Origin of the sequence: Gracilibacillus caseinilyticus (assembly GCF_022919115.1) — a bacterium.
GTDB lineage: Bacteria > Bacillota > Bacilli > Bacillales > Amphibacillaceae > Gracilibacillus > Gracilibacillus caseinilyticus.
Window position 1 is genome coordinate 2,601,376 of record NZ_CP095072.1, and the last position, 22,537, is coordinate 2,623,912.

Annotated in this window: 22 protein-coding genes; 18 read left to right on the top strand and 4 right to left on the bottom strand. The window is 38.8% G+C overall.

What is annotated here, in order from left to right; translation table 11 throughout:
* Positions 1 to 53: 53 nt before the first annotated feature.
* The 17 genes from MUN88_RS12220 to MUN88_RS12300 all read left to right on the top strand — a co-directional run bounded on the left by MUN88_RS12220 (position 54) and on the right by MUN88_RS12300 (position 14,512).
* On the top strand, positions 54 to 875 hold the full coding sequence (locus MUN88_RS12220; protein ID WP_244715406.1) for a DUF368 domain-containing protein: 822 nt from the start codon (positions 54 to 56) through the stop codon (positions 873 to 875).
* A 303-nt stretch (positions 876 to 1,178) separates the two neighbouring features.
* Entirely contained in the window at positions 1,179 to 3,518 is a 2,340-nt protein-coding gene (gene helD, locus MUN88_RS12225) for an RNA polymerase recycling motor HelD (RefSeq protein ID WP_244715408.1), read from the top strand.
* A gap of 305 nt (positions 3,519 to 3,823) precedes the next feature.
* Complete coding sequence (locus tag MUN88_RS12230) at positions 3,824 to 4,225, top strand: hypothetical protein (RefSeq protein ID WP_244715410.1); 402 nt, start codon at positions 3,824 to 3,826, stop codon at positions 4,223 to 4,225.
* Positions 4,226 to 4,302: 77 nt separating this feature from the next.
* Positions 4,303 to 4,770, top strand: coding sequence for an NUDIX hydrolase (locus MUN88_RS12235; protein WP_244715412.1), 468 nt, complete (start codon positions 4,303 to 4,305; stop codon positions 4,768 to 4,770).
* Positions 4,771 to 4,784: 14 nt separating this feature from the next.
* Complete coding sequence (locus MUN88_RS12240) at positions 4,785 to 5,657, top strand: serine/threonine-protein kinase (protein WP_244715414.1); 873 nt, start codon at positions 4,785 to 4,787, stop codon at positions 5,655 to 5,657.
* Between the two features lie 32 nt (positions 5,658 to 5,689).
* Complete coding sequence (locus MUN88_RS12245; RefSeq protein ID WP_244715416.1) at positions 5,690 to 6,130, top strand: NUDIX hydrolase; 441 nt, start codon at positions 5,690 to 5,692, stop codon at positions 6,128 to 6,130.
* A 4-nt stretch (positions 6,131 to 6,134) separates the two neighbouring features.
* Positions 6,135 to 7,064, top strand: coding sequence for an acetamidase/formamidase family protein (locus MUN88_RS12250; protein WP_244715418.1), 930 nt, complete (start codon positions 6,135 to 6,137; stop codon positions 7,062 to 7,064).
* Positions 7,065 to 7,091: 27 nt separating this feature from the next.
* Entirely contained in the window at positions 7,092 to 7,901 is an 810-nt protein-coding gene (locus MUN88_RS12255; protein WP_244715420.1) for a multinuclear nonheme iron-dependent oxidase, read from the top strand.
* Between the two features lie 179 nt (positions 7,902 to 8,080).
* Positions 8,081 to 8,917, top strand: a complete 837-nt coding sequence (locus tag MUN88_RS12260; protein WP_244715422.1) for an HAD-IIB family hydrolase — start codon at positions 8,081 to 8,083, stop codon at positions 8,915 to 8,917.
* A gap of 72 nt (positions 8,918 to 8,989) precedes the next feature.
* Positions 8,990 to 9,322 carry a hypothetical protein gene (locus MUN88_RS12265; protein WP_244715424.1) on the top strand — a complete coding sequence of 111 codons (333 nt, stop codon included), beginning with the start codon at positions 8,990 to 8,992 and terminating at the stop codon, positions 9,320 to 9,322.
* A gap of 59 nt (positions 9,323 to 9,381) precedes the next feature.
* Positions 9,382 to 9,840, top strand: a complete 459-nt coding sequence (locus MUN88_RS12270; RefSeq protein WP_244715426.1) for an SRPBCC family protein — start codon at positions 9,382 to 9,384, stop codon at positions 9,838 to 9,840.
* A gap of 25 nt (positions 9,841 to 9,865) precedes the next feature.
* Positions 9,866 to 10,156, top strand: a complete 291-nt coding sequence (locus MUN88_RS12275) for a hypothetical protein (protein ID WP_244715428.1) — start codon at positions 9,866 to 9,868, stop codon at positions 10,154 to 10,156.
* 235 nt (positions 10,157 to 10,391) lie between these two features.
* Positions 10,392 to 10,949 (top strand): DEAD/DEAH box helicase family protein, encoded by a 558-nt coding sequence (locus tag MUN88_RS12280; protein ID WP_244715430.1) that lies wholly within the window; start codon positions 10,392 to 10,394, stop codon positions 10,947 to 10,949.
* 16 nt (positions 10,950 to 10,965) lie between these two features.
* Positions 10,966 to 11,511 carry an HAD-IIIA family hydrolase gene (locus tag MUN88_RS12285; protein WP_244715432.1) on the top strand — a complete coding sequence of 182 codons (546 nt, stop codon included), beginning with the start codon at positions 10,966 to 10,968 and terminating at the stop codon, positions 11,509 to 11,511.
* A 12-nt stretch (positions 11,512 to 11,523) separates the two neighbouring features.
* Positions 11,524 to 11,955, top strand: coding sequence for a GNAT family N-acetyltransferase (locus MUN88_RS12290; RefSeq protein WP_244715434.1), 432 nt, complete (start codon positions 11,524 to 11,526; stop codon positions 11,953 to 11,955).
* Positions 11,956 to 12,027: 72 nt separating this feature from the next.
* Positions 12,028 to 13,158: a winged helix-turn-helix domain-containing protein gene (locus MUN88_RS12295; protein WP_244715436.1), complete on the top strand. Its 1,131-nt coding sequence runs from the start codon at positions 12,028 to 12,030 to the stop codon at positions 13,156 to 13,158.
* Positions 13,159 to 13,258: 100 nt separating this feature from the next.
* On the top strand, positions 13,259 to 14,512 hold the full coding sequence (locus tag MUN88_RS12300; protein WP_244715438.1) for an MFS transporter: 1,254 nt from the start codon (positions 13,259 to 13,261) through the stop codon (positions 14,510 to 14,512).
* A 112-nt stretch (positions 14,513 to 14,624) separates the two neighbouring features.
* Here MUN88_RS12300 and MUN88_RS12305 read toward each other — a convergent pair whose 3' ends face one another.
* From MUN88_RS12305 to MUN88_RS12315, 3 genes are all read right to left on the bottom strand, one after another.
* Positions 14,625 to 16,310, bottom strand: a complete 1,686-nt coding sequence (locus tag MUN88_RS12305) for a pectate lyase family protein (protein ID WP_244715440.1) — start codon at positions 16,308 to 16,310, stop codon at positions 14,625 to 14,627.
* A gap of 303 nt (positions 16,311 to 16,613) precedes the next feature.
* The gene (locus MUN88_RS12310) at positions 16,614 to 19,790 is read right to left on the bottom strand and encodes a bifunctional cytochrome P450/NADPH--P450 reductase (protein ID WP_244715442.1); all 3,177 of its coding nucleotides are present in this window, start codon (positions 19,788 to 19,790) and stop codon (positions 16,614 to 16,616) included.
* A 284-nt stretch (positions 19,791 to 20,074) separates the two neighbouring features.
* The gene (locus MUN88_RS12315; RefSeq protein WP_244715444.1) at positions 20,075 to 20,530 is read right to left on the bottom strand and encodes a DUF3939 domain-containing protein; all 456 of its coding nucleotides are present in this window, start codon (positions 20,528 to 20,530) and stop codon (positions 20,075 to 20,077) included.
* Between the two features lie 194 nt (positions 20,531 to 20,724).
* On the opposite strand from MUN88_RS12315, the gene MUN88_RS12320 reads away from it, so the two are divergent.
* Positions 20,725 to 21,252 carry a competence protein ComK gene (locus MUN88_RS12320; RefSeq protein WP_244715446.1) on the top strand — a complete coding sequence of 176 codons (528 nt, stop codon included), beginning with the start codon at positions 20,725 to 20,727 and terminating at the stop codon, positions 21,250 to 21,252.
* Between the two features lie 362 nt (positions 21,253 to 21,614).
* On the opposite strand, the gene MUN88_RS12325 is transcribed toward MUN88_RS12320, so the two are convergent.
* A complete protein-coding gene (locus MUN88_RS12325) occupies positions 21,615 to 22,007 on the bottom strand; it encodes a YhjD family protein (RefSeq protein WP_244715448.1) in 393 nt (130 codons plus the stop codon).
* Positions 22,008 to 22,537 lie beyond the last annotated feature (530 nt).

Consider the following 22,537-nt stretch of genomic DNA (forward strand, 5'->3'; position numbering starts at 1 on the left):
ATTGAAATAGTAACGAATGATAATAATAACAACTCATTAAGGTGTGGTATAACATGCTCAGTATAATACTGCGAGGAATGGCGATGGGAATGACAGAAGCAGTTCCAGGTGTAAGCGGAAGTACAGTTGCGATGATTCTAGGTATCTATCAACGCCTGATATATTCGTTAAGCATGCTAACGACAAATAAAAGAAAAGAAGTAATCCCTTTTTTGATTACTTTTGGTTTCGGTATGGTTATTGGGTTTGCAGCTGCTTTCAAAATGATCGGTTATTTATTAGATCACTATCATACGCAAACCCTTTTGTTTTTTCTAGGTGTTATTGTAGGGTTCCTGCCTTATTTATGGTCAGAAGCTAAAACATATACGAAATCGGCACTGCGACTTAACCATTATTTGATCATCATACTATTTATAGCTATTGTAATCGCCGGGCAAGTCTTGGGTGGGCTACACCAGATTAATGGTAGTGATTTGTCCATGTCAGATTACATGTTTCTGGTTGCTTCAGGCTTTATTGCCAGTATAGCTCTCGTGCTTCCTGGTATCAGTGGAGCTTTAATTCTCACTATTCTCGGGATTTATGAATTGGCCACAGACTCACTATCATCATTCCACGTGCCTATTATCCTTTCTCTAGGTACTGGTGTTGTTTTAGGAGTTCTGCTTACGAGTAAATTAATTCAATATTTATTAGACCATTATGCTGCGGAAACGTATTCAGCTATGATCGGCTTAGTCGGTGGATCTATTTTTGCTATTTTGAATAATGTGGAAGGAGTTATCACTGGTAATATTATGATAACGTCAATGATGACATTTATTGCTGGGGCAGCTTTTGTGTATTTCTTAAAACAGAGACAGAGGCGTTAATTTGTTTATGGGAGCATCTGCTAAATCGTGCTAGTGGATGCTCCGTAAACGTATAGTCGCGATGCTCGAAGTAGAAGCTGTTTTTCAATGTTGAAGTAAAGAAATCTTTAATTATGTGATGTAGTGAGCAAACTTTAATTTATAAAAATACCTAAAACACATTGAACCACACGTGATAATGTGGTAGAGTAGTATAGACACACAATGTGTATTTGGATTAATTCACTATTATCCCTATTCTTATTATACATCGCAAACTGTATTTTTGTCAACTCTTTTGTAAAAAATTAAGGAGTGTTTGCCATGAGTTTGGAGTATCAGCAGGAACAAAAGCGAGTCAGCAGTGTAATGGAGACGATAAAAGAGGAAAAGAATCGATTAGAAGAAGAAACCTCCAGGCGTAAATACGAGGTGATCGATATCCGCAAACACTTTTGGGAGGAAGTTAAGGTAAATACAGATACATTTGACGATTACCTTGAGACGATCATTGGTCTGAGGCAAGAAGCGCAAGCCCTTTCCGTCAGTCAAAGCAGCCATCAACACGCAACCAAGCGTTTGTCACAGCTACGTCGCATGGAGGAGATTCCTTACTTTGGCCGCATCGATTTTACCGAAGAAGGCAGCTCTGGCCAGGAGCAAATCTATATTGGCATCTCCACACTAAGTGATACGAGTGGTGAAAATTTTCTTATCTACGATTGGCGTGCGCCTGTCTCGAGTGTTTATTACGATTATCAGCCTGGTCCGGCTAAGTATGAAACTCCTGATGGTGTAATAGAAGGCAACTTGGAGAAAAAGTGGCAATATCTAATCCGTCGTGGTGAGCTTCAATCGATGTTCGATACGAGTCTTACTATTGGAGATGAGATTTTACAGCAGGTTCTGGGCAAAGGCACAGATAAACAAATGCACAGTATTGTAGCGACGATCCAGCAGGAACAAAACCGTATCATCCGACAAGATCAGGGTAGACCTTTAATTGTTCATGGTGCGGCAGGAAGTGGTAAGACGTCTGCCGCCATGCAGCGAATCGCTTACCTGCTCTATAAGTACCGAGGGCATCTGAACGCGGATCAAATTATTCTCTTTTCACCGAATTCGATGTTTAGCAGTTATGTGTCCAATGTCTTGCCAGAGCTTGGCGAGGATAATATGCAGCAGGTTACTTTTCAGGAATATTTGATGTATCGGCTTGATAAAGATTTTCAAGTCGAAAATCCTTATGAGCAACTGGAATATGCGTTAACGGCAGCGAACACCCCGTCATACTCTTCAAGAGTTCAGAGTATGCAATTTAAGGCATCTATTCATTTTTTTAAGGCAATTCAATCTTACCGCCAGTCACTGGAATTATCAGGTATGGTATTTAAAAATATTACCTTCAGAGGAGAACCGCTTGTTACCGCACAGCAATTAACTGAACAGTTCTACCGTTACGATACTTCTCTTCGTTTTCCGAATAGGTTGGAGAAATTGAAGGATTGGCTGCTGAAGAAAATCAAGGAAGTCCAAAAGGAAGAACGTGCGAAGCCGTGGGTACAAGAGGAAATAGAGCTGTTGAGTAATGAAGATTATCATAAAGCACATGCTTTTTTAGCGGAAAAAAGAGGCTATCAAAGAGAAGCAATTGCCGACTATGAGATGGAACCAAAAGCACTTGCGCAATTGATTGTTTACCAAAAGTTAAAGCCGTTACGAAAGCGAATCAGCGCTTATCAGTTCATAGACTTTAAGGGAATATACAAACAACTTTTTACAGATCCGCTGCACATTAATAATTGGCTTGAGGTAGATGCGCCAGATAAGTGGGCTTCGATTTGCCAGGAAACACTTAACATGCTCGATGAGAATAAATTGTTTTATGAAGACGCGACGCCGTTTCTGTTATTGAAAGAGCTGATTCAGGGCTTTCAGATTAACAGTTCGATTAAACACATCGTTGTCGATGAAGCACAGGATTATTCGCCATTCCAATTTGAGTTCTTAAAGCGTTTGTTCCCGGCGACTAAAATGACAGTACTAGGTGATTTTAATCAGGCGATTTTCACACATGCAAGTGAGCACGTTAATTTTGATACACTTACCAATCTTTATGGGTCTGAAAAAACTGAGTTAATTAATATCAGCCGCAGCTACCGTTCCACCAAACCGATTATCGAATTTACCCGAAGTTTAGTTCCTAATGGAGCACAGATTATCCCTTTCGAACGCGACGGTGAACGTCCTGCTTTGAAAAAAGTAACGGATTACACAGAGCTGCATGACTCGATTGCCGAGAAAGTCAGAGCATTGCGGCAGGCTGATTATCACAGTATTGCGATCATCTGCAAATCCGCTGAGGAAAGTTATCGTGCCTATGAATCTCTAGCAAGCATTGATGGGATAAAACTGTTGAAGACAACCTCTTCGGAATATGAACAGGGAGTGGTGGTTGTGCCATCCTATCTCTCCAAAGGGATTGAGTTTGATGCCGTGATCATTTATGATGCTTCGGAGCATATATATAATGACGAAAGCTTGCGCAGAATTTTCTATACTGCCTGTACGAGAGCGATGCATGATTTGCAGTTGTATAGTGTAGGGGAGCCGAGCAAGTTTATGCGAGATGCGTTGCGGGATGGTCTCGTCGAAACCTGTTAAAATCAATTCAGTCGGAAAGTGTCTCAATGGACTTACCGGAAAATGTTACTAGAAGATATTAGCAACTTTAAAGATCTAGTAATTATCATGGCAAAAAAATTAATAGTTGTGATGTTTATTTATAGCATTGGTAAGAGGTTTCATTCAATCTTCTTAAAATAAATTATTTGAAAAGACGATCAAACAGTGATCGTCTTTTTTTAGTTGATAATTAACATATTTATGTAATTATGTGATAAAATTGGTACGGAAGATCCTTTTCTGAGGTAGCAGTGTGAACTCAATTGGCAGAGGGAGTTCTGAGAATGATAAAAAGAAAACTGATAACAGTCTTATTAGCAACTCCTATATCATTATGTTTTATTTTTGCAATAATATTTGGTGAATGGAAACAGCCTCGCGAATTGATGGTGATGACTGGGACATTCAGTTTGTGGATCTCACCAATTATATTAGTGTACGGGGTTCCAGTGACATTTTTGTCCGATTATTTATGTAAACGATTTACTGAAAATCTGCGGACTTTGTTTGCATTTCTTATACATATCTTTTTTGGTATATTGTTTGGATTACTATTTCCGATGGGTACAACGCAGTTTTCCTTGTTAGGAGTAGAGATAAATTTTGCTACGCTCTTTGCCTCTATTACAGCTATTTTCTTTTGGATGATAGATGAGGTGATAAGAAGGGTGATACGCTCAAAATAACTTACTAGTATTTTTAAAATTATCAACATACATCGTAAATTAATGTATAGAGAATGATGTGGAAAGGACAATCAAAAATGGAATACATAAAACATGTAAGATCAATGGTCGGAAATGAAAAAATATTGATGGTAGTAGCAGGCGCAATTGTTTTTGATGAAGAAGACAGAGTACTGCTGCAGCAACGTTCCGATAACGGACAATGGGGATTTCCAGGTGGATTTATGGATCTAGGGGAAAGTGTTCAAGATGCTGCAAAAAGAGAGGTTAATGAGGAGACAGGACTTTATTTAGAAGAAATGGAGTTGTTTGCGATTTATTCCGGTCCGCAATATGACAAAACATTCTCGAACGGTGATCAGGTATCACTAGTTTTAATATCATTTATTTGTAAGCGGTATAGTGGTGAACTCATCAAAAGTAACAGTGAATCCCTACAAAATAAATTCTGCTCATTGCAAAACTTGCCGGACAATATATTTACAGAACATAGGATGATAATCGATGATTTATTATCGAACAAAACGCTGCCGATTATTGGCTGACGTGGAGGTTTTATATGAACAAGTGTGTGACGTTAGACAAGGTATCCTTCCAGCTTAAAGAAGACCATAACTTTGACTGGTTAACTGCTTTAGGAGAAGTCTTTTCTGTATTTGATGAACAAGATTCAGGAAATATTTGCTTCGGCATTGAACAAGACGGGGTTAAAAAATTCGTAAAGTATGCTGGCGCTAGAACAAAAGAATATAGTGGACTACCGGAAGATGCTGTCACAAGATTGAAGGATTCGGTAGCTGCTTATGAAAATTTACAGCACAAACACCTTGTGAAGCTGATGGATCATTTCGAAGTGGAACAAGGCTATGCATTAGTATTTGATTGGTTTGATGGTGAATGTCTACACTCTCCTTGGTCTTTTCCTCCACCAGATAAATATTCTCATCCTGATTCACCTTATTTCCCTTTTAAACAATTGCCGGTTAAACAACGATTAGATGCTTTCCAAAGCATCTTAGCATTTCATGTCAATGTCGAAAAACAACAATTTGTTGCAGTCGATTTTTATGATGGCAGCATTTTGTATGATTTTAAAAACAATGTAACGAAATTTTGTGACATTGATTTATATAAACAAAAACCGTTTAAAAATAACATGGGAAGACTGTGGGGATCATCGCGATTTATGTCACCAGAAGAATTCAAAATGGGTGCAGCTATCGATGAAAGAACGAATGTATTTAATATGGGGGCCATTGCTTTTGGCTTACTGGGTGGTGAACTGGATCGTTCCTTTCCAAAGTGGGATACAAGTCAAGAACGGTATGATATCGCAAGCAAGGCTGTTAATCCGGATAGAGTGGAACGGTACGCAACAGTGGAGGAATTATACAATGATTGGGAGTTAACAACAACCTCTGAGCGTATGTAACTCAAATTATCAGTGTGAAGGAGTTTTTAGTCATGCGAAACTGGTTCGGTGCGTCAGGTGTATGTATCAATGAAGAAAATAAATTACTTATGGTGTTACAAGGCAAGCCAGAGGAAGTTAAAAAATGGTCAGTACCATCTGGCGGATTAGAGGAAAAGGAATCATTTGCAGAATGCTGTAGAAGAGAAGTGAGCGAAGAAACAGGATTTATTGTAGAGACAGGTGATAAATTACAGGTGAAGAAAGGTGAAAATAAGGAAATTGGGATAACGTTTGAAGTGCATTATTTTTTAGTGGGCATTTTCGGTGGGGAAAGAATGATGCAAGATCCAGATCATTTAATCTACGATATTGACTGGGAAAGTATAGATGAGCTGAAGGAATTAGATTTAAGTTTTCCGGAAGATCGAGATTTTTTAATTGATTGTATCGAAAGGTTTAGAGCTGGGGAAGGTTTACATTTAAGGAGTTAAGCATATGGCTATTCATTATATAAATCCAAGTAAAGAAACGCTTCATGGTTCTTTTTCGAAAGACTTCAAGCCAGTACTTACCATAAATTCCGGGGACACAGTACGTTACGCTACGCTTGATGCGTTATGGGGTCTGGAACCATTTAAGGAGCAAAAAAGAAGAGTTTTTGAACCGAAAGACTCTATGCGTGATCAGGGCCATGCTCTCTGTGGTCCCATCGCCATTAACGGAGCAGAGCCGGGGATGGTTCTCCAAGTGAACATAAACGAAATTCGCCCATCCTCCTGGGGGTGGAGCTTTGCTGGCGGTCCATCCCGTGTGAAGAAACGTCTCGGAATAGAGGATCAAGAAGTGTATCACTTGAACTGGTCGTTAGATGTCGAACAAAGGCTGGGTACGAGCCAGGAGAATCACATGATATCGTTAAGTCCTTTTATGGGGACGATGGGAATGCCACCAAACAAATCTGGCATACATTCTACCATTCCACCTCGGTTTTGTGGAGGTAATATGGACTGTAAAGAGTTAGTCGCGGGAAGCACCATATATTTACCTATCCCTGTTTCAGGTGGATTGTTTTCAGTTGGAGACGGACATGCAGCACAAGGAGATGGAGAAATAAGTACTCAGGCCGTGGAATGCCCAATGGACCTGGTCGATTTAACGTTCACACTTTGTAAGAATAAGACCTTAACCATGCCACGTGCGCAGACCCCAAATAGCTGGATTATTTTCGGTTTTCATGAAGATTTAGAGGAAGCGTGCATGATTGCTCTAGATGGCATGTTAGACCTGATGCAGGAACTCTATGAATTTGAACGAAAAGAAGCTTATACACTTGCCAGCATTGTGGTGGACCTGCGCATTACCCAAATTGTAAATGGGGTAAAAGGGGTACATGCGGTATTGCCACACGAGGCAATACAGAAGTGAATTTGTTTTGGAGGAGGAGAAGAAAAAATGAAGCTAGCTGTTAATTATTCTGAAGAGGCTGAAAGATTGGTAAGTGATTCTTTAGTGGAAATAGATTTGTTTAAATGCCCAGACTTTAGTAGGGAATGGATTGATCATGCAGAAAAGACCATTCCATGTTATATACACTTTGGATTAAATGCCGGTGATCGACAAATGGACAAAGTAAATTGGGAAAAGGTTAAAGAATTAAGAGAGCAGTCCAAAACACCGTACGTTAATGTGCATGCTGTTGCATTTGCAAAGGATTATCCGAATACAGATATTTTTTCAACGAGCCCTTCTGTGGTTAATGGAATAGTAGATGCAGTCGTACGGGATATAGAAATCGTTGCCGAAAAAGTAGGTATGGAAAACGTCATAATGGAAAATATTGTTTGCAGAGGTCAAGGAGAGAATACGATGCAGGCAATAATAGATCCAACGATCATTAGTGAAATTGTTCATCAGACGGGTTGTGGACTTTTGCTAGATACAGCTCACGCCCAACTGACTTCCAAATGCCTTGGTTATGATGTGAAAGAATACATTTCACAATTCCCTGTTAAACAGCTTAAAGAACTTCATATTACCGGGATACAAGCAGATGAAGAGGGGCGTCTTCGTGACAGCATGTCGATGACCAAAGATGATTGGGAGTTGGCTCGATGGGTTATGCAGCGAATAAAAGATGGAGACTGGCAAGAGCCATGGGTGGTATCGTTGGAATACGGTGGTGTTGGACCAAAATTCGAATGGCGATCAGATCAGGATGTTTTAATCGAACAAGTGCCAATGTTATGTGATTTAGTGAAATAAATGGATGCTTTCATATTTTTTGTACGGTAGGAAAGTATAAAATTTTAACAATGAAGAAGCCCGACGTAGTGAAAATTTAGCATGTACCAAGTATAAGAAAAACTTCGGCACTCGCTAATAGACGAGGCGAATGCCGAGTTTTTCTAATATGATCTGTAACAGTAGAGGGGGATTAGTCAATGAACAAGTTGTATATCTCTGACTTAGACGGAACTTTATTAAATAATGATGCCAGAATTTCAGATTTCACTAAGAAAACATTAATAGATTTACTTGCAAATGGTTTGGATTTTACGATTGCCAGTGCAAGAAGTATACATTCAATCAAGCATATTCTCGGAGAACTGCCTTTTAAACTTCCTGTTATCGAGTTTAATGGAGCTTATATATCCAATTATGAAACCGGCCAGCACGAAATCGTGAATAATATTGAAAAAGCCCTTCTGATTGAGTTGTATTCTGAGTTACAAAATTGTGATTGTACGCCTTTTATTTCTTCATTTGATGGAAGGGACGACTGTCTATACTATGATATTCCAACCAATGATGGCATGAATTATTATTTGAACGCAAGACAACAGGCGAAGGATAAAAGGCTGAGGGAAGGTTTCGATGTAAAACAGATTTTTTCTGAACAAGTCGTCTGTTTAACTTTTATACATAGACAAGACAGCTTGCAAGACTTTTACTTTAAAATAAAGGAGAAGTTCGGCGAATTTATTGAAGTACATTTTTTTGAACATTTATATTCACCAGGATGGTATTGGTTCACCATTCATGATAAGCGAGCGACAAAAGATCAGGCAATAAAAGTGCTCCAGAAGCAATATGGTCTGAGTGCTTCCTATTTAACGGTGTTTGGAGACGAATCGAATGATATAAAGATGTTCAAGGCAGCGGATCAAGCAGTGGCAGTAAAAAATGCAATAGCAGACCTGAATGAGGTTGCCACTTCGTTTATTGGAACTAATGAGGACGATAGTGTAGTGAAGTACATTTTGAGTGATAGATTGTAAGGGACAAGAACTGTGCCGATATTATGAGAGTTTTTAGAAAGATGAAATGGAATAGGTTAAATGGAGGTAGGTATGTTGAATTTAGTAAGAACGATACAGAAAAAGTTTAGAGAGCGAAATAAGACATTTTTAGCTTTGGATATTTTTTTTAGCGGTTTAACAATCTTCTTTGCTCTTCGAGTACTATTCGAATCTATATCGGCTTTGTCAAGTTCAGATGTGTCAACTGATTATTCCACTTCATTGATGATTGGTATGTCCTTTTGCTTAGGGTTAACGTTTGTTGTACGGGTTGTTGAAATGATCGTAACTCGTAAGAAAGAATATTTCAAATTGCTCCTATTATCAACGATTTTTATTCTCGCTGTAACTGTGTATATGTTTTTACTAGAATACATTCTTTGATGTGGCCCAAATTCGGAAAGCATGGTTGTAAATGGAACAATTTTTTAAGGAGAATAGCTATGCCTGTAATAATACATCAGCAATTTATTGAAGCATCGGTAGAAAGGTGCTTTGATCTAGTAAGAAATGTAGATATCCATACACAAACGACTTTGAAGACAAAGGAAAGAGCTGTTGGCGGAGTAACGGAAGGGCTATTAGAGCAGGGTGATACCGTTACCTGGGAAGCGGTTCATTTCGGTGTGAAGCAAAGACTGACAGCTAAAGTAACAGTAATGGAGAGGCCTCATCAATTTGTAGATGTTATGGTAAAAGGAGCTTTCCAATCCTTTACTCATACACACGAATTTATCGAAAAAGAAGATGGCACTGTCATGATTGATCGATTCCAATATAAGTCACCAATTGGTTTCATTGGCGTTTTAGCTGACAAGTTATTTTTAGAGAAATATATGCGCGGATTTATTGTATCTCGGGCAAGGGCACTGAAGAAGATTGCTGAATGTTCATGCATGTAAAATATTGTTGAAAGGGTGCGGTTGGATGGCATTTGTTGTAGGGTATGGTGTTGCGATTCTTGGGGCGATTTTTGCTTATCTGCTGAGCGAGAATAAGTCTAAGAAAAGCAAATATATTATTTGGGGAATCGCTCTTATGGTAGCAATATCGCCATTTTTATCCTTTGCTGTCGGTTTGACATATGCATCTCTAGTAGAAAACGGCTGGGCCATACTTGGTATATTTTCGATATTGTTTCCTATAGGATTTGTATCAGGACTGATCATGCTTTTGAAGGGAATATTTAAAAAGGAAAAAGCAGAGGAACATCTTTAGCGATTTCTTAACAGAATAGTTACACTGGAGGAGGCTTTTGATGGACTGGAACTGGCAAGATTCCGAAAGAATTAGACCTCTCAGAAGAAACAAATTAATAATTACACTTGGAACAACCTATTATCGATACTGATGATGTACAATCCGCTGCTTGCTTATCAGAGTGAGGTTGATAATCTGTAACCAATTATATTATTCTATCTATTATAAAAAATGTGTAAAGGAATGAGCGCTCATGAAATTTGTGTTAGTATTCGGTCCCCAGGCAGTTGAGAAAATGACAGTAGGGCAAGAACTGTCGAGCATAACGGATCTGAAACTATTCCACAACCACATGACGATTGATATGCTTGTACCATTTTTCGATTTTGGACCTGACATGTGGAAATTATCAACGCTGTTTCGGGAGGAGATTTTTAAGCATTATGCCAAAGGTGATAAGTATGGCATGATCTTTACATATGTCTGGGCATTTAATGAAAGAGAAGATAGGGAGTGTGTTGAGAATATTTGCAACATTTTTAGCTCACAAGGTGGTGACATTTATTTTGTGGAATTAGAAGCAAATGTAGAAGAACGGCTTAAACGAAATAAAACACCTAATCGCCTGGAACAAAAGCCGAGGAAGAGAAATATAAAACAATCCGAAGAAAATTTACTGAACAGTATGGATACATATCGATTGAATTCAGAGCAAGGAGAAATAAAACAGGAAAATTATGTGAGAATAAACAATACAAATTTGAGTGCTGATGAAGTGGCTCGCATGATAAAAAAAGAATTCATGTTATAAAGGAGCTTTATGCTTAATGAACAATTCTAGAGAAATAAAAGCTGTATTTCTAGACCGGGATGGCACAATTTGTGGGGATGACACTGTACATTATCCGGGAAAATTTAAATTATTTCCTTTCACACAGGAACTGATTAGTAACTTAAAAAAGGATGGTATAAAGGTATTTTCGTTTACCAACCAACCGGGAATATCAGCAGGAAAAGCTGCTACGCATGATTATGTCGAAGAACTAACTGCTTTTGGATTTGATGATATTTTTATTTGTCCTCACCACCCAAGTAAAGGTTGTTTTTGCAGAAAACCTAATACAGGCATGCTTCAAACGGCTGCTGAAAAACACAAGCTATCATTAGAGAATTGTGTGGTGATCGGTGACAGGTGGAGTGATATGCTAGCTGCTTCAACGGCTGGTTGTGTGAAAATCCTAGTCAAAACGGGGGCAGGTCATGCAGCACTAAACGAACATTTTGACAAAATAAATGACATTGAATTGGAATATATTGCAGAAAATTTGGAAGATGCAGTAGACTGGTTGTATCAGGAATATAAAATAACATAAGGAAGTGGAAGAATGGAAATCTATCAAGCTACCATAGCAGACCTGGACGGAGTATCCGATTTATTTAATTTGTACCGTGTGTTTTATCAGCAAACTTCAGATATAGGGGGAGCTAAAACGTACATAAAACAACGTATGGAAAACAAAGATTCTGTTATATTTGTTGTGAAAGAGGATCAACAGTATCTAGGATTTACTCAATTGTATCCTGCCTTTTCATCGATATCTATGAGTAAAGCATGGATATTGAATGACCTGTATGTGGATGCAGAAGCGAGAAAACGAGGGATAGGAGAAAAACTTCTACATAAAGCAAAAGAACATGCTATCGAAACAGAAGCTAATAGCATTAGTTTAAGTACAGCGCCTGATAATGCAAGTGCTCAGCGATTATATGAAAAAAACGGATATGTACGAGATTCGCAATTTTATCTTATGAATTAAGTTTGGTGTAAGTAATTTCGCTTACGAAAAATTTTGTCAAATAAAGCATTCAACCAATTTAGAGGTGAACTCATGCATTTATCTTTTCAAACGCATAATTATACCGTTACCCATGCAGGAGAAACGGTTCAGCTACTAAGAAAGGAGTTCGCGCTCCTTCACTATTTATTTACGAACGCAAATCACAGCTTTACAAGGGATCAACTTTTAGACGCGGTATGGCAATCAGAGGCTCCAAGTGATCGCACAGTCGATGATCATATTTATCGTCTGAGGAAAAAATTAAATGATTGGAAACACGTCATAACGATTGAGACGGTGAAAGGCTATGGATATCGTTTAGCGATCCATCATACTGAAAAAACATCCCCGTTTGTTCATGACGAAGAATTTAGACGATTGACATCCGATTTGTTTAACAAATATCACTTATTCGGTCAAGGAGAAGCACTAAATATACTACTTCAACAGGATTCACTTGGCATCGAAGTCGAACGAGATAAAAGAGCCTCTATTGCATTTATGCAGGGAGATATGTGGAGTTTTATTGATGCTGGCGAGATTTCATTTCCAGAAAAGGCTTTATTTCTTTTTTACATATATATTATTATTACGAATCAACCTGAGAAGATTATTCCATATTTTGAGAAGGCATTAAGAAGAGATGTATTTTCTAGTGAAACTAGTGATGAAGCAAGAATATTATCACCAATCACTTTTTATATTTTAGGAAGAGATTTTGTAAAGGCAAAAGAGCATTTGCATCTAGCGTACAAAGACGTTCCAAATGATCACGGATTTTATCCTTTCCTCCAGCTAAATAAGATGATGTACCACATGTGTTTAAAGAACTCATCTGAAGTAACGCTAATTATTAACGAAATGAATGAATTTTTTTCAGAAAAACCGTATCAACGAGAGTTCGGTTTGTTTCATGTATTAAAAGGATTGTATACGGTTCAACTAGGTGATAACGAACAAGGAAAACAAGAGATCGTTAAGGGCTTTACTATTATTCGCCAAACTCGTTTTAAATCACATGTATTTTTAGCAATTAGAATTTGTTTGTTTATGTTAGAATACGACATTAAAGAACCAGATTTGTTTACGCAATGCAAAGCAGAATGGCATACACTTAATAAAGATTATAATTTCGTGGACATAGAAGTGGCCGTCGAGCAACAAATAAGAGAATTCGTATAACCTTCAAATATTTTTGGAGGTTATTTTCTTGCTTATCTGATATTCCTCTGACATTCATCTTTTAAAATGAAATCATTCTATTAAAAGTGAGGAATTTCTTATGACAACTGCATCCATTTGGAAAAATAAAATGTTTTTGCGTTTATTTAGTTCCTATTCCGTTTCTATGCTAGGCCGCTGGTTCGACATGGTGGCTATACTGATTCTGTTTAGCTATGTGTGGGAAGCAAATCCATTCATTATCGCTTTAATTCCGGTAGCTTATGCTTTACCGCATGCGTTTTTAAGTCAATTTTCTGGTGTTCTGGCAGACCGTTTTAATAAAGTAAAACTCATGCTGACTGCTGATATTGCCACTGCCATATTGACACTGATCTTATTTTTTGCTCCGAACCCTGCCATTGCTCTTCCGGTTTTACTTTTACGAGCAACGGTTACGGTGATTCATTTCCCCGCCCAGCAGGCACTTATTAAAAGCGTAGTAGAAGAAAAATTAATAGTCAAGGCTGTCACCCTAAATGGTTCTGTTGATCAGTTGACAAAAATTATTGGACCATTTCTTGGAGGGGGATTAGCTTCTGCTTTCTCACCAAAACTTTGCATACTGTTCAACGCTATCGCTTATGGGGTGTCAGCTCTGATTCTTGTAAGTATTTTAAAAAAAGACCTAAGCAGTATCCATTCAAATTTGGCGCAAAAACTCTCTTTTTGGCAATCCTGGCGAGAAGGATGGTCTACTGTTCTTAACAGTCGCATACTAATTGTTAGCATTATTTTCTCCTTATTGGCTTTTATAGCGATTCAGATGGTGGATGCTCAAATTGCTGTATTATTCCGCGAGATTGCGCCAAGTCGACCAGAATTAATTGGCTGGCTCATGGCCTCAGCAGGGGCTGGCGCTTTTGTTATGCTAGTAATGATGAATCGCTTGGATAAGGTTCATTCATATGGATTTATCTTTGGAGGAAGTGTTCTTTTTATCGGAGCAGGTTTTGGCGGTGTGGGTTTTCTGTATGTTGGAGTACCTAATTATATTCCTGCCAGTTGTGGATTTATTGCCGGATTAGGTGTAGGGCTCTTTTCTGTTGGATCAAATTATGTGATTCAAAAAGAATCCACTAGTACAAATATCGGTTGTGTGTCAGGTATATTTAGTTCGTTAACCAGCTTAATGGTTTTAGTTGCTCCGTTAGCAGGTGGAATGCTAGTTAGTTTGATTAATGTTGAAACGGTATTCCAAGCTGTCGGCATATCGCTAGCTGTTATTGGTATCATAGGTATTATGTTTAGAAAAGTTTTATGGCGTGAGACTGTGCAGACTGATTCTACTTCACGAGTAACTAAATCTGTATAAAGGTATGACATATAGTGAGTCGGGACCAGGTTGGTTATTTTTACAAATAAAAGCCCATTTTCTTAATCGAGTAAATGGGCTTTTATTTAATTTTTGCTTATTCACTATGTGACTAATTCGCTTTCCGATAATGTCCATGTTTCTTCTTCACGCTATATTCTGTCTTTAACCAATCCTTTGGCCCCTGACTAATTTTGTCAGCCCCAGCGTATTTCGTAACCGTTTCTACCACACGATCTAACGGAATGACATTATACGCATAAGGAAGCTGCTCCTCATAGTTATATTCAAAAGTAAAAGGATCGGACGGTGGGTTCATTTTCTCCATATTTTCACTTCCGACAATATGAGAAGACCATGCCCAGTTGCCGATGGTTGATTTGTCATGCCATGTGAATCCTGTTGTGAACAGGTTTTCACCATTATTGTCCCAACTGCTTCCAGTATAGGTTCCATACTGGTTGGTTACTTTGGAGTTTACAATTAAATTTCGGTTATAGGCGTTCTGGAAGAGCTCCGCCCACTGTTCATCCATGTTCTTTGTATCTAATCCTTGAATCTCCGCACCAATGATTGGTTCGTTAATGTCATGGAATACAGAGGTGTCTGCTGCGATGGAAGCTCCGTTTCTCGCATTAAGTGCTCGGGAAAGTTGATCTCTTCCGTGTTCTGCAATAGCACTTACGTGATCCAGGACATTCTGGTGTGTAGAGTTATCCAGATACAAATTGTATGCATGTCCAGTACCTTGTCGAATCATCGGGACACGCTGGCCGATATTCGTATAACGATTATAGGCAAGGGTTAATCGGATTCGCTGATTACCATCTTTATAATTCGTTCCACTACTGCTTACATAGTCCACATAATCTTTATCCCCTGAGCCAGTTAAGTGTACTTTGCTGTGATAGGCAGCATATGCCATAATCTGCTCTTTCGTCGCACCATCATGACGCATGTTGTAGTATACACTGTCGCCAGTAAGCTCGTTTGCCACGTATTTTTCTTCCATATACTGAATCGATTGATAAATATCACTGTCTTTTGCTGGGTGTTCATTGGCAGGTAAGCCAAATTCAGACCAAGAGATGGTAATATTAGAGCCACCATTTTCGGTATCAATTAATCCGTCTGATGCAATCGAAAATTGACAATGGTCAATCCATACATTGTTGGCACCATTTACTTTAATAAAGGTCCAGCCTACTTCCTTATGTCTCCCGGTATCATCCCATTGCCACATGCCATCAAAATTAAGGTTTCGTATCACAATATCATTAGAAGAACGTTGTAAATTTATTTCTGCACTCCTGATCGTTTTCCCTTTTTTAGAAAAGATCGTTAACCCATCTACATTATTTACATCCAATTGTGAAACACCGGAGGAAGCTAATTTTGGGTTGGTAAATCCGTTCGTAGGATCTCGGTATTCTCTTATGAAGCGATATTTCTTCGTTTCTTCTTCATTCAGATTTAATGATTTCCATCCAAGGTTAAGATCTTTCGCTATTTCAATTACTTTAATGTCTCCATTTCCAGCATCCAATAATGCTTGCAGGAACTCTCTTTCTGTTTTTACTTTACGATAATAAGAAGTACCCATGTATTCACTTCGATCATGAACGCCTGATGAAGCATAACCAGTTACGGATAGATAACTATTATCATAGTTTTTGAAGTGTCTTTCTGTGTTCGGTATCGAATCGATTGCTGCTGCATTTGCTACACTATTGCTACTGAATAGTAACGGTAGAATAATCAATGATAGAAATAATAACCAAATGAGTGATTTTTTCATCGTTATCTTTTTCCTCCTTTTAATAATTGTCCATGTAAGTCTGGATGGGATGCCATATACTCTTTAGCCAATTATTTTTCAAGAATCACCTCCCGATAATTGTAAGCCTTTTCATTGTTGTGGTGCCAAAATAGGCTGTTATGTTCATTGTATCAATCTTTTTATTACATATTTTGTTGTTTTGTGGTGTAAAAGGTTACAATTTCTGCTTTTGGGGGGAGTTATGTATAGGGAGGAAGGTTGTAACCTGGGCAGGAAACCTTCCTCATCCATCTTTTTCTGCGCAAAGTTATACACTTTCAGTTAGCTGCCGCTCCAAACATCTTTCGCTAATTTTCCATCTGCCTGTAGTGTTTCCAGCCACTGTATTGCCTCGTCGTCTTCTTTTTCGTGTATTGATTGATAACAGCGTTTTAGTGTATCTTCTACATCTGGCGCCATATTGTTTCCATCTCCACAAATATATAATTTAGCTCCTTGGTCAAGCAGTTCGATTATGGTTGCGGCATTTGATGTCATTAAATCCTGAACATATGTTTTTTGTGTACCAGGTACTCGTGAAAAGGCAGTATGAAGCATCAATTCACCATTCTTTTCATATTGCTTTATTTCATCTTGGTAGATAAAATCATTCTCATTTCTGCAGCCAAAATAAAGGTGCGTCTCACCTAATGGAATTCCTTGTTTCTTCAGCTCGGATCGTGCCTGAAGAAAGCCTCGAAAGGGTGCGAGTCCTGTTCCTGGACCAACCATAATAATAGGTGTTGCCTCTCTTTCTGGTAATTGAAAGTCAGAGGCAGGCGTCCGGATGAATATTTTCAGGTTATCTCCAGGTTTACAGTTAGCTAAATAATGTGATGCCACGCCACGATAGATCCCATTCTCACTTCGGGCAGGGCCTTCCACTACCGCAACGGTAATGCTCACATGCTTTGGATGGACACGTGATGAACTGGAAATCGAATAATATCTTGGTTTTAATGGAGGTAAAAGTGCTAAGCATTTTTTAAACGTGATCTCACATGCTTCATATGTTTCTAGCAAATCCAGCATAGAAACTCGTTTTTCTAAGATGGCAGTTTGATAGATTTCTTCTTCTAGTAGTGCCTCGAGCTCCTTTTGGTGGGGAGGACATGTTGTACAATCAGCAAGTTCCCGAATTTGTGCGCGAGTTGCTGGTTCCTGTAATTCCACATTGTAAGTAAGCAGGCTCTGCAGGCTGACTGGGCGATCCTGCGGCAAATGTACAGCACTTCGTCCACTCGTTTTCAGGATTACCAGGTCGTTTTTAGTGAGATGAAATCTGTTCAGAACACGGCTCACATTGTCGCTGCTATTAGCAGGGAGCACTCCGAGATGATCGCCTTCCTGATAGGTCACCCCTTGTGGGAGCTTTATTTCGACATGCCGGGTGCTTCGACCGCTATCTGAAGCCTGTAATTCTCTGTTCTCGGTGATGGTAGCATCAAACGCTTCATAAGAACGGACGAGAGGGGATTCCTCCATTTCTTGTACATATTGAAGTGTTAATGTATTTTTTACAGTTTCTACTTTTTCATTTAGAGATAAATGGAAGGTCTCCATCGCATCGGACCACATTTTTTCCTTCCATTTGTCTAACAGATCTTCAAAATCACCATTCACATCACCTTCTCCTCGCTTAGAGAATCGAACGGCTCCTTTTTTCGTCAGCTGTTCATCAATCATTCGAGGAACGTCCTGATAGGTGCTGGCCCAATTACGGTCCCCACAGCCGAATACTGCATAGCTAACACCTGCAAGTTCCCCTTGCTTCGCGGTCTCTAACCATTGTACAAATTGACCGGCATTACTCGGCGGCTTGCCATTATAAGAGGAAGTAACGATAATGACGGCACCTTCTTTTGGAAGAGCTCCTTGTCGGTTATTTAGTGCATCCACCTCTGTTTCAACACCATAAAGCGAGGCAGTATCCGCCAGTTCTCTTGCAACTCCTTCAGCAGTTCCGGTATCTGAACCATACAAAACGAGTAATGGACGTTGGTTAAGTCCTGAGATGGTAGGTGTTTGATTGGCGGTAAAGTCTTTAGCTGCGGTTTCGCTATTTGTCTTGTTCGCATTGTTAAATGCAGCTTGCTTGCGTGGTTTAACTTTTATCTTAAAGTTGTCTGGTTTTAATGTTAAGGTTTGTTTCACATCAAGCTGGTAGTTTTGAAAATCGATGAATTGAAATTGCTGAAGCAACATACCTAAGACGAGCGTTGCTTCATGCAGGGCAAATTGCATCCCAATACAAGCTCGCTGACCGTTGCCGAATGGTTTAAAGGCATGAGGTGGTATTTGATCTCGATCTTCAAAACGTTCTGGCTGGAATGTTTCGGCATTTTCTCCCCATGCTTCAACATCTCGATGCAATTGTGGGATGAGTACGGTTAGTCTTTCTCCTTTTTGTATGGCATATTTTCCGCCAATCACTGTATCCTCTTTGGCATAAAGGCTGAAGGCTGGGGCAGTTGGCCATAATCGCAGCGCCTCATTTAGTATCATGCGTACGTATTTAAGTTTTAGAACTTGTTTGTAGGTAGGAGTGGCTTCAGTTAATACTTGATCGACTTCTTCATAAGCTTTTTTCAGTTTATCTGGATTTTTTAATAAAAAGTAGAGTGCAAAAGATAGTAAACCACTTGTCGTCTCATGTCCGGCAATGAGAAAAGTAATGATTTGATAGCGGATATTCTCATCGTTCAGCTTCTCACCGGTATCGGGATCCTTCGCGTGTAGCATGCGCGCAAGTAAATCATTCTCTTGTTGACTGCTATTGGCTTTGCGGTCCGTAATAATGCCATCAACTAACTGAAACATCTCCAGAATGTCTTGTTTAAACTGTCGTTGGGTTTTGTGCATAAGTTTTGTTTGTAACTGGAATCGCTGGTTTTGGTGCATGGCTTCGTCCAGTGCACGCACCATACTCGTAATGAAGGGAAGGGGAGTTTCTCTATAATAGCTGTTAAAACGGTAATTAAAGGCACACAGACCGATAGTATCTAAAGTAAGACGAGTCATATCATCAGGAACATCAATGGTTTCATGTGGATTGAGCCGGGCCCATTTTTGTACGAGTTGTTCGGCAATATCCGTCATGACTGTATGATAGCCTTTCATAGCAGGCTGGCTAAACGCCGACATCAGAATATTATGTGCTTTCTCCCAGTTAGGTTCGTGTGTCCAGCTTGTAAATAATCCATCTCCTCCAAAGGCACGGACTTTGTCTAGAGGGCCATCAATACTTTTGTCAAATCGTGATTCGTCACAGACTTCCTCTACAAGCTTATGCCCGGACACGATAATGGTTTCGCTTGCAGGAGTTTGCAGGCGGTAAATGGGACCGTGATCTTCTGCTAATTCCATAAAGGATAATATAGGTTTATCTGTATCTAGCAATGGTAGATTTCTAATTGGACCATATGTCTTTGGTTGTGGAATGGTAAAGGTTTTTTCCATATTAAACACCCTTTCTTTATGATGAAATGATAGATTCAAAAAGATCAAAAATCAAATCTGTCATGTTCTGCCGTCTATTTTTAGGATTTACCAATAAGGCTGTTTGCTATAATATGACATTCTTTCACGTCGATCTTATGACGATTCCTCCATTTTCTCAATTATTTTATGAATATATCGCATTTGTCATGCGAAAAATATTTGGATATTTTGTTTTGTGACGAAATATGCAGTAAAATACAAGGCACTCCAATGACGAGAAATCCCACTGTTTTACGTCGGTTTTACGTCGGTTTTACAGAGGTTACCATTTGTTCCTGATCTGTAATATAAAAATCCATTTCTGGTCGTTCCTCGATTAATTTTAATTTTTCCAGCTTGAAGAAATTTACCTTAAGATAAGGATCATGATCGATGACGGGCAATTCATTTGTTTGCGCAATATATTGATCGACAGCATGCTGGATCTGATCCAATGCTAGTGCAATATGTTTTTCCTCCTCCTCGAACAAGTCATAGGTTTCCTTGGACATGTAGTAGTTCTTTTCGGGAATTCCCTTTAAGAACGGAGCAAGTAACGAATAATCTAGTGATAAATCGTCTTTTGCGACAATTTTTAATGGAATATCTGCTGGCAGTTCTTTACTGAATGCATGGATGGCATGACGTACTTCTTCTAAGGAAATATCCTTAATCGGGTACGTTTTTTCTTTGTCTTTTTTCTTCTTCTTAAACCACATTCGTATCACCTCATTATTTGCGAAAATTGTATAAAAAATGGTCACTGAATAGCTGCTTTTAGTTAAATTATAGCAAATTTTAGCTAAGAACACAGAATATTACTTTATTTTAGCCGAAAAACTGTCATTTCATATCCAAATTTATCAAAACTTGTTACATTATAAGCGAATGCAAATCCAGAGGAGGAATAAAAATGGAAATGTTAATGGAGAAAGTACGAGAAATCAGTCCTAAGACACTCGCAATTGTTGGAAAAGAGGAAGGTGGTCAATATTTTACAAGGGTGATTGAATATGATGAAGCAGATGATTATGAAACGACCTGGAGTACACAGAAAGTACTGGATTACACGTGTAGAGAATTTGGCATCAGTCTTCGAGGGTTGATTGAAGGATCACGGATGTTAAGTAAGATCACGCATAAACCGCCGATTGCTATTGACCGGATCAGTGGTATGTATTTTTTTCCGATTGAATCTCCCCAAAGAAAAGCCTGTACCTGGATTGCGCATTCTCATGTGCTCGAGTTGGAAAAAGTCGATCATGATTTAACAAGAATTGTTTTCAAAAATGGGCGTGACCTGATTTTGGATGTTTCGTATGCGACAATGATTAATCAACTGTATCGCACCGCACAATACCGCTATTTATTAAGCAATAAAATGGAACAGATTTTAGAGTCTGCCCAATTCGTGGCAGAAGCCAAATGGCATAAGCATTAATCGATGAACCGTTAAGACTGCTCTCCAGACTTAACGGTTCTTTTCATAGGTGAAGAAAGTAGAAAATCACTATCATTAAGAAGAAATTGTGCTGAAGATTAAATAAAAGAATGGGTTTTGATGATACGGATTATGTAAAGTAGAAGCTTAGTGATAATTTTGAAATGATTCCTGTGCTGGGATACCGCTCCGGCCAACCACTCCGCGTCCTGCGGGGCATATTTCCGGAGATATGCTACGCACATACTATCCGTCAAAATGACCATCTCTAAATAGTTTACTTTACATAATCCGTATTATAGGTAGCTGTATATACTTAAGATTAATTAGGGGGCCGGGTTTAGGCCTGGTTTTGCTTATATTTATAATTTTATTTTTTCTTGAGAGGTAGATTGTAAGGCGGCGTTTGCCATTAATTCTTCTAAGATGACCTCTACTTTTTTTCGGATAGCAGGGTTGAAATAGTTGCGTTTTTCTTCTTTACCCTTACAGGTGAACAAATAAGAGGTAAAGGAATCGTTTTTGTCTAAAGAGACGACTTGAATCTTCTCCTTGTACATTTCTTTGCGTAATTTTCTTCTTTCTTCTGTTGCATTTTTTTCTATTTTTTTCAATAACGCGATGTAAGGTTCGTTTATTTTAAAAGGGGAAAGCTGGTTCATTTTTTCTAAATCGTGTTTAATAACAGTTAAAGCCATTGATAAAAACAGAAAACGCGATGCTAATTTCCATTCGTGTTCGTTTAAATATCTCATTTTCTATTTCCACCTCCATAAAGGGAACATTTGTTCTAGTATATGCTTGATTTTAAAAAAATGCAACAAAATTGTTAAAAATGCAGGTAGAAAATCATGGAATCATTATGGTGCCGTGGTTCGTAAGTGAAAATAAGGGTATTTGAGAAGGAGAACGACCGCTAATACCCTGATAAGTCTCGCTATCCATAAGCAAAAAACCGCTTATGGAAGTCTCGCTTTACCACGGTGATAAGCGTTCGTAAGCGAAGAGGTTTAATCGGGAAGATGGACGACCGCTAATACCCTGATAAGTCTCGCTATCCATAAGCAAAAAACCGCTTATGGAAGTCTCGCTTTACCACGGTGATAAGCGTTCGTAAGCGAAGAGGTTTATTCGGGAAGATGGACGACCGCTAATACCCTGATAAGTCTCGCTATTCATAAGCAAAAAACCGCTTATGGAAGTCTCGCTTTACCACGGTGATAAGCGTTCGTAAGCGAAGAGGTTTAATCGGGAAGATGGACGACCGCTAATACCCTGATAAGTC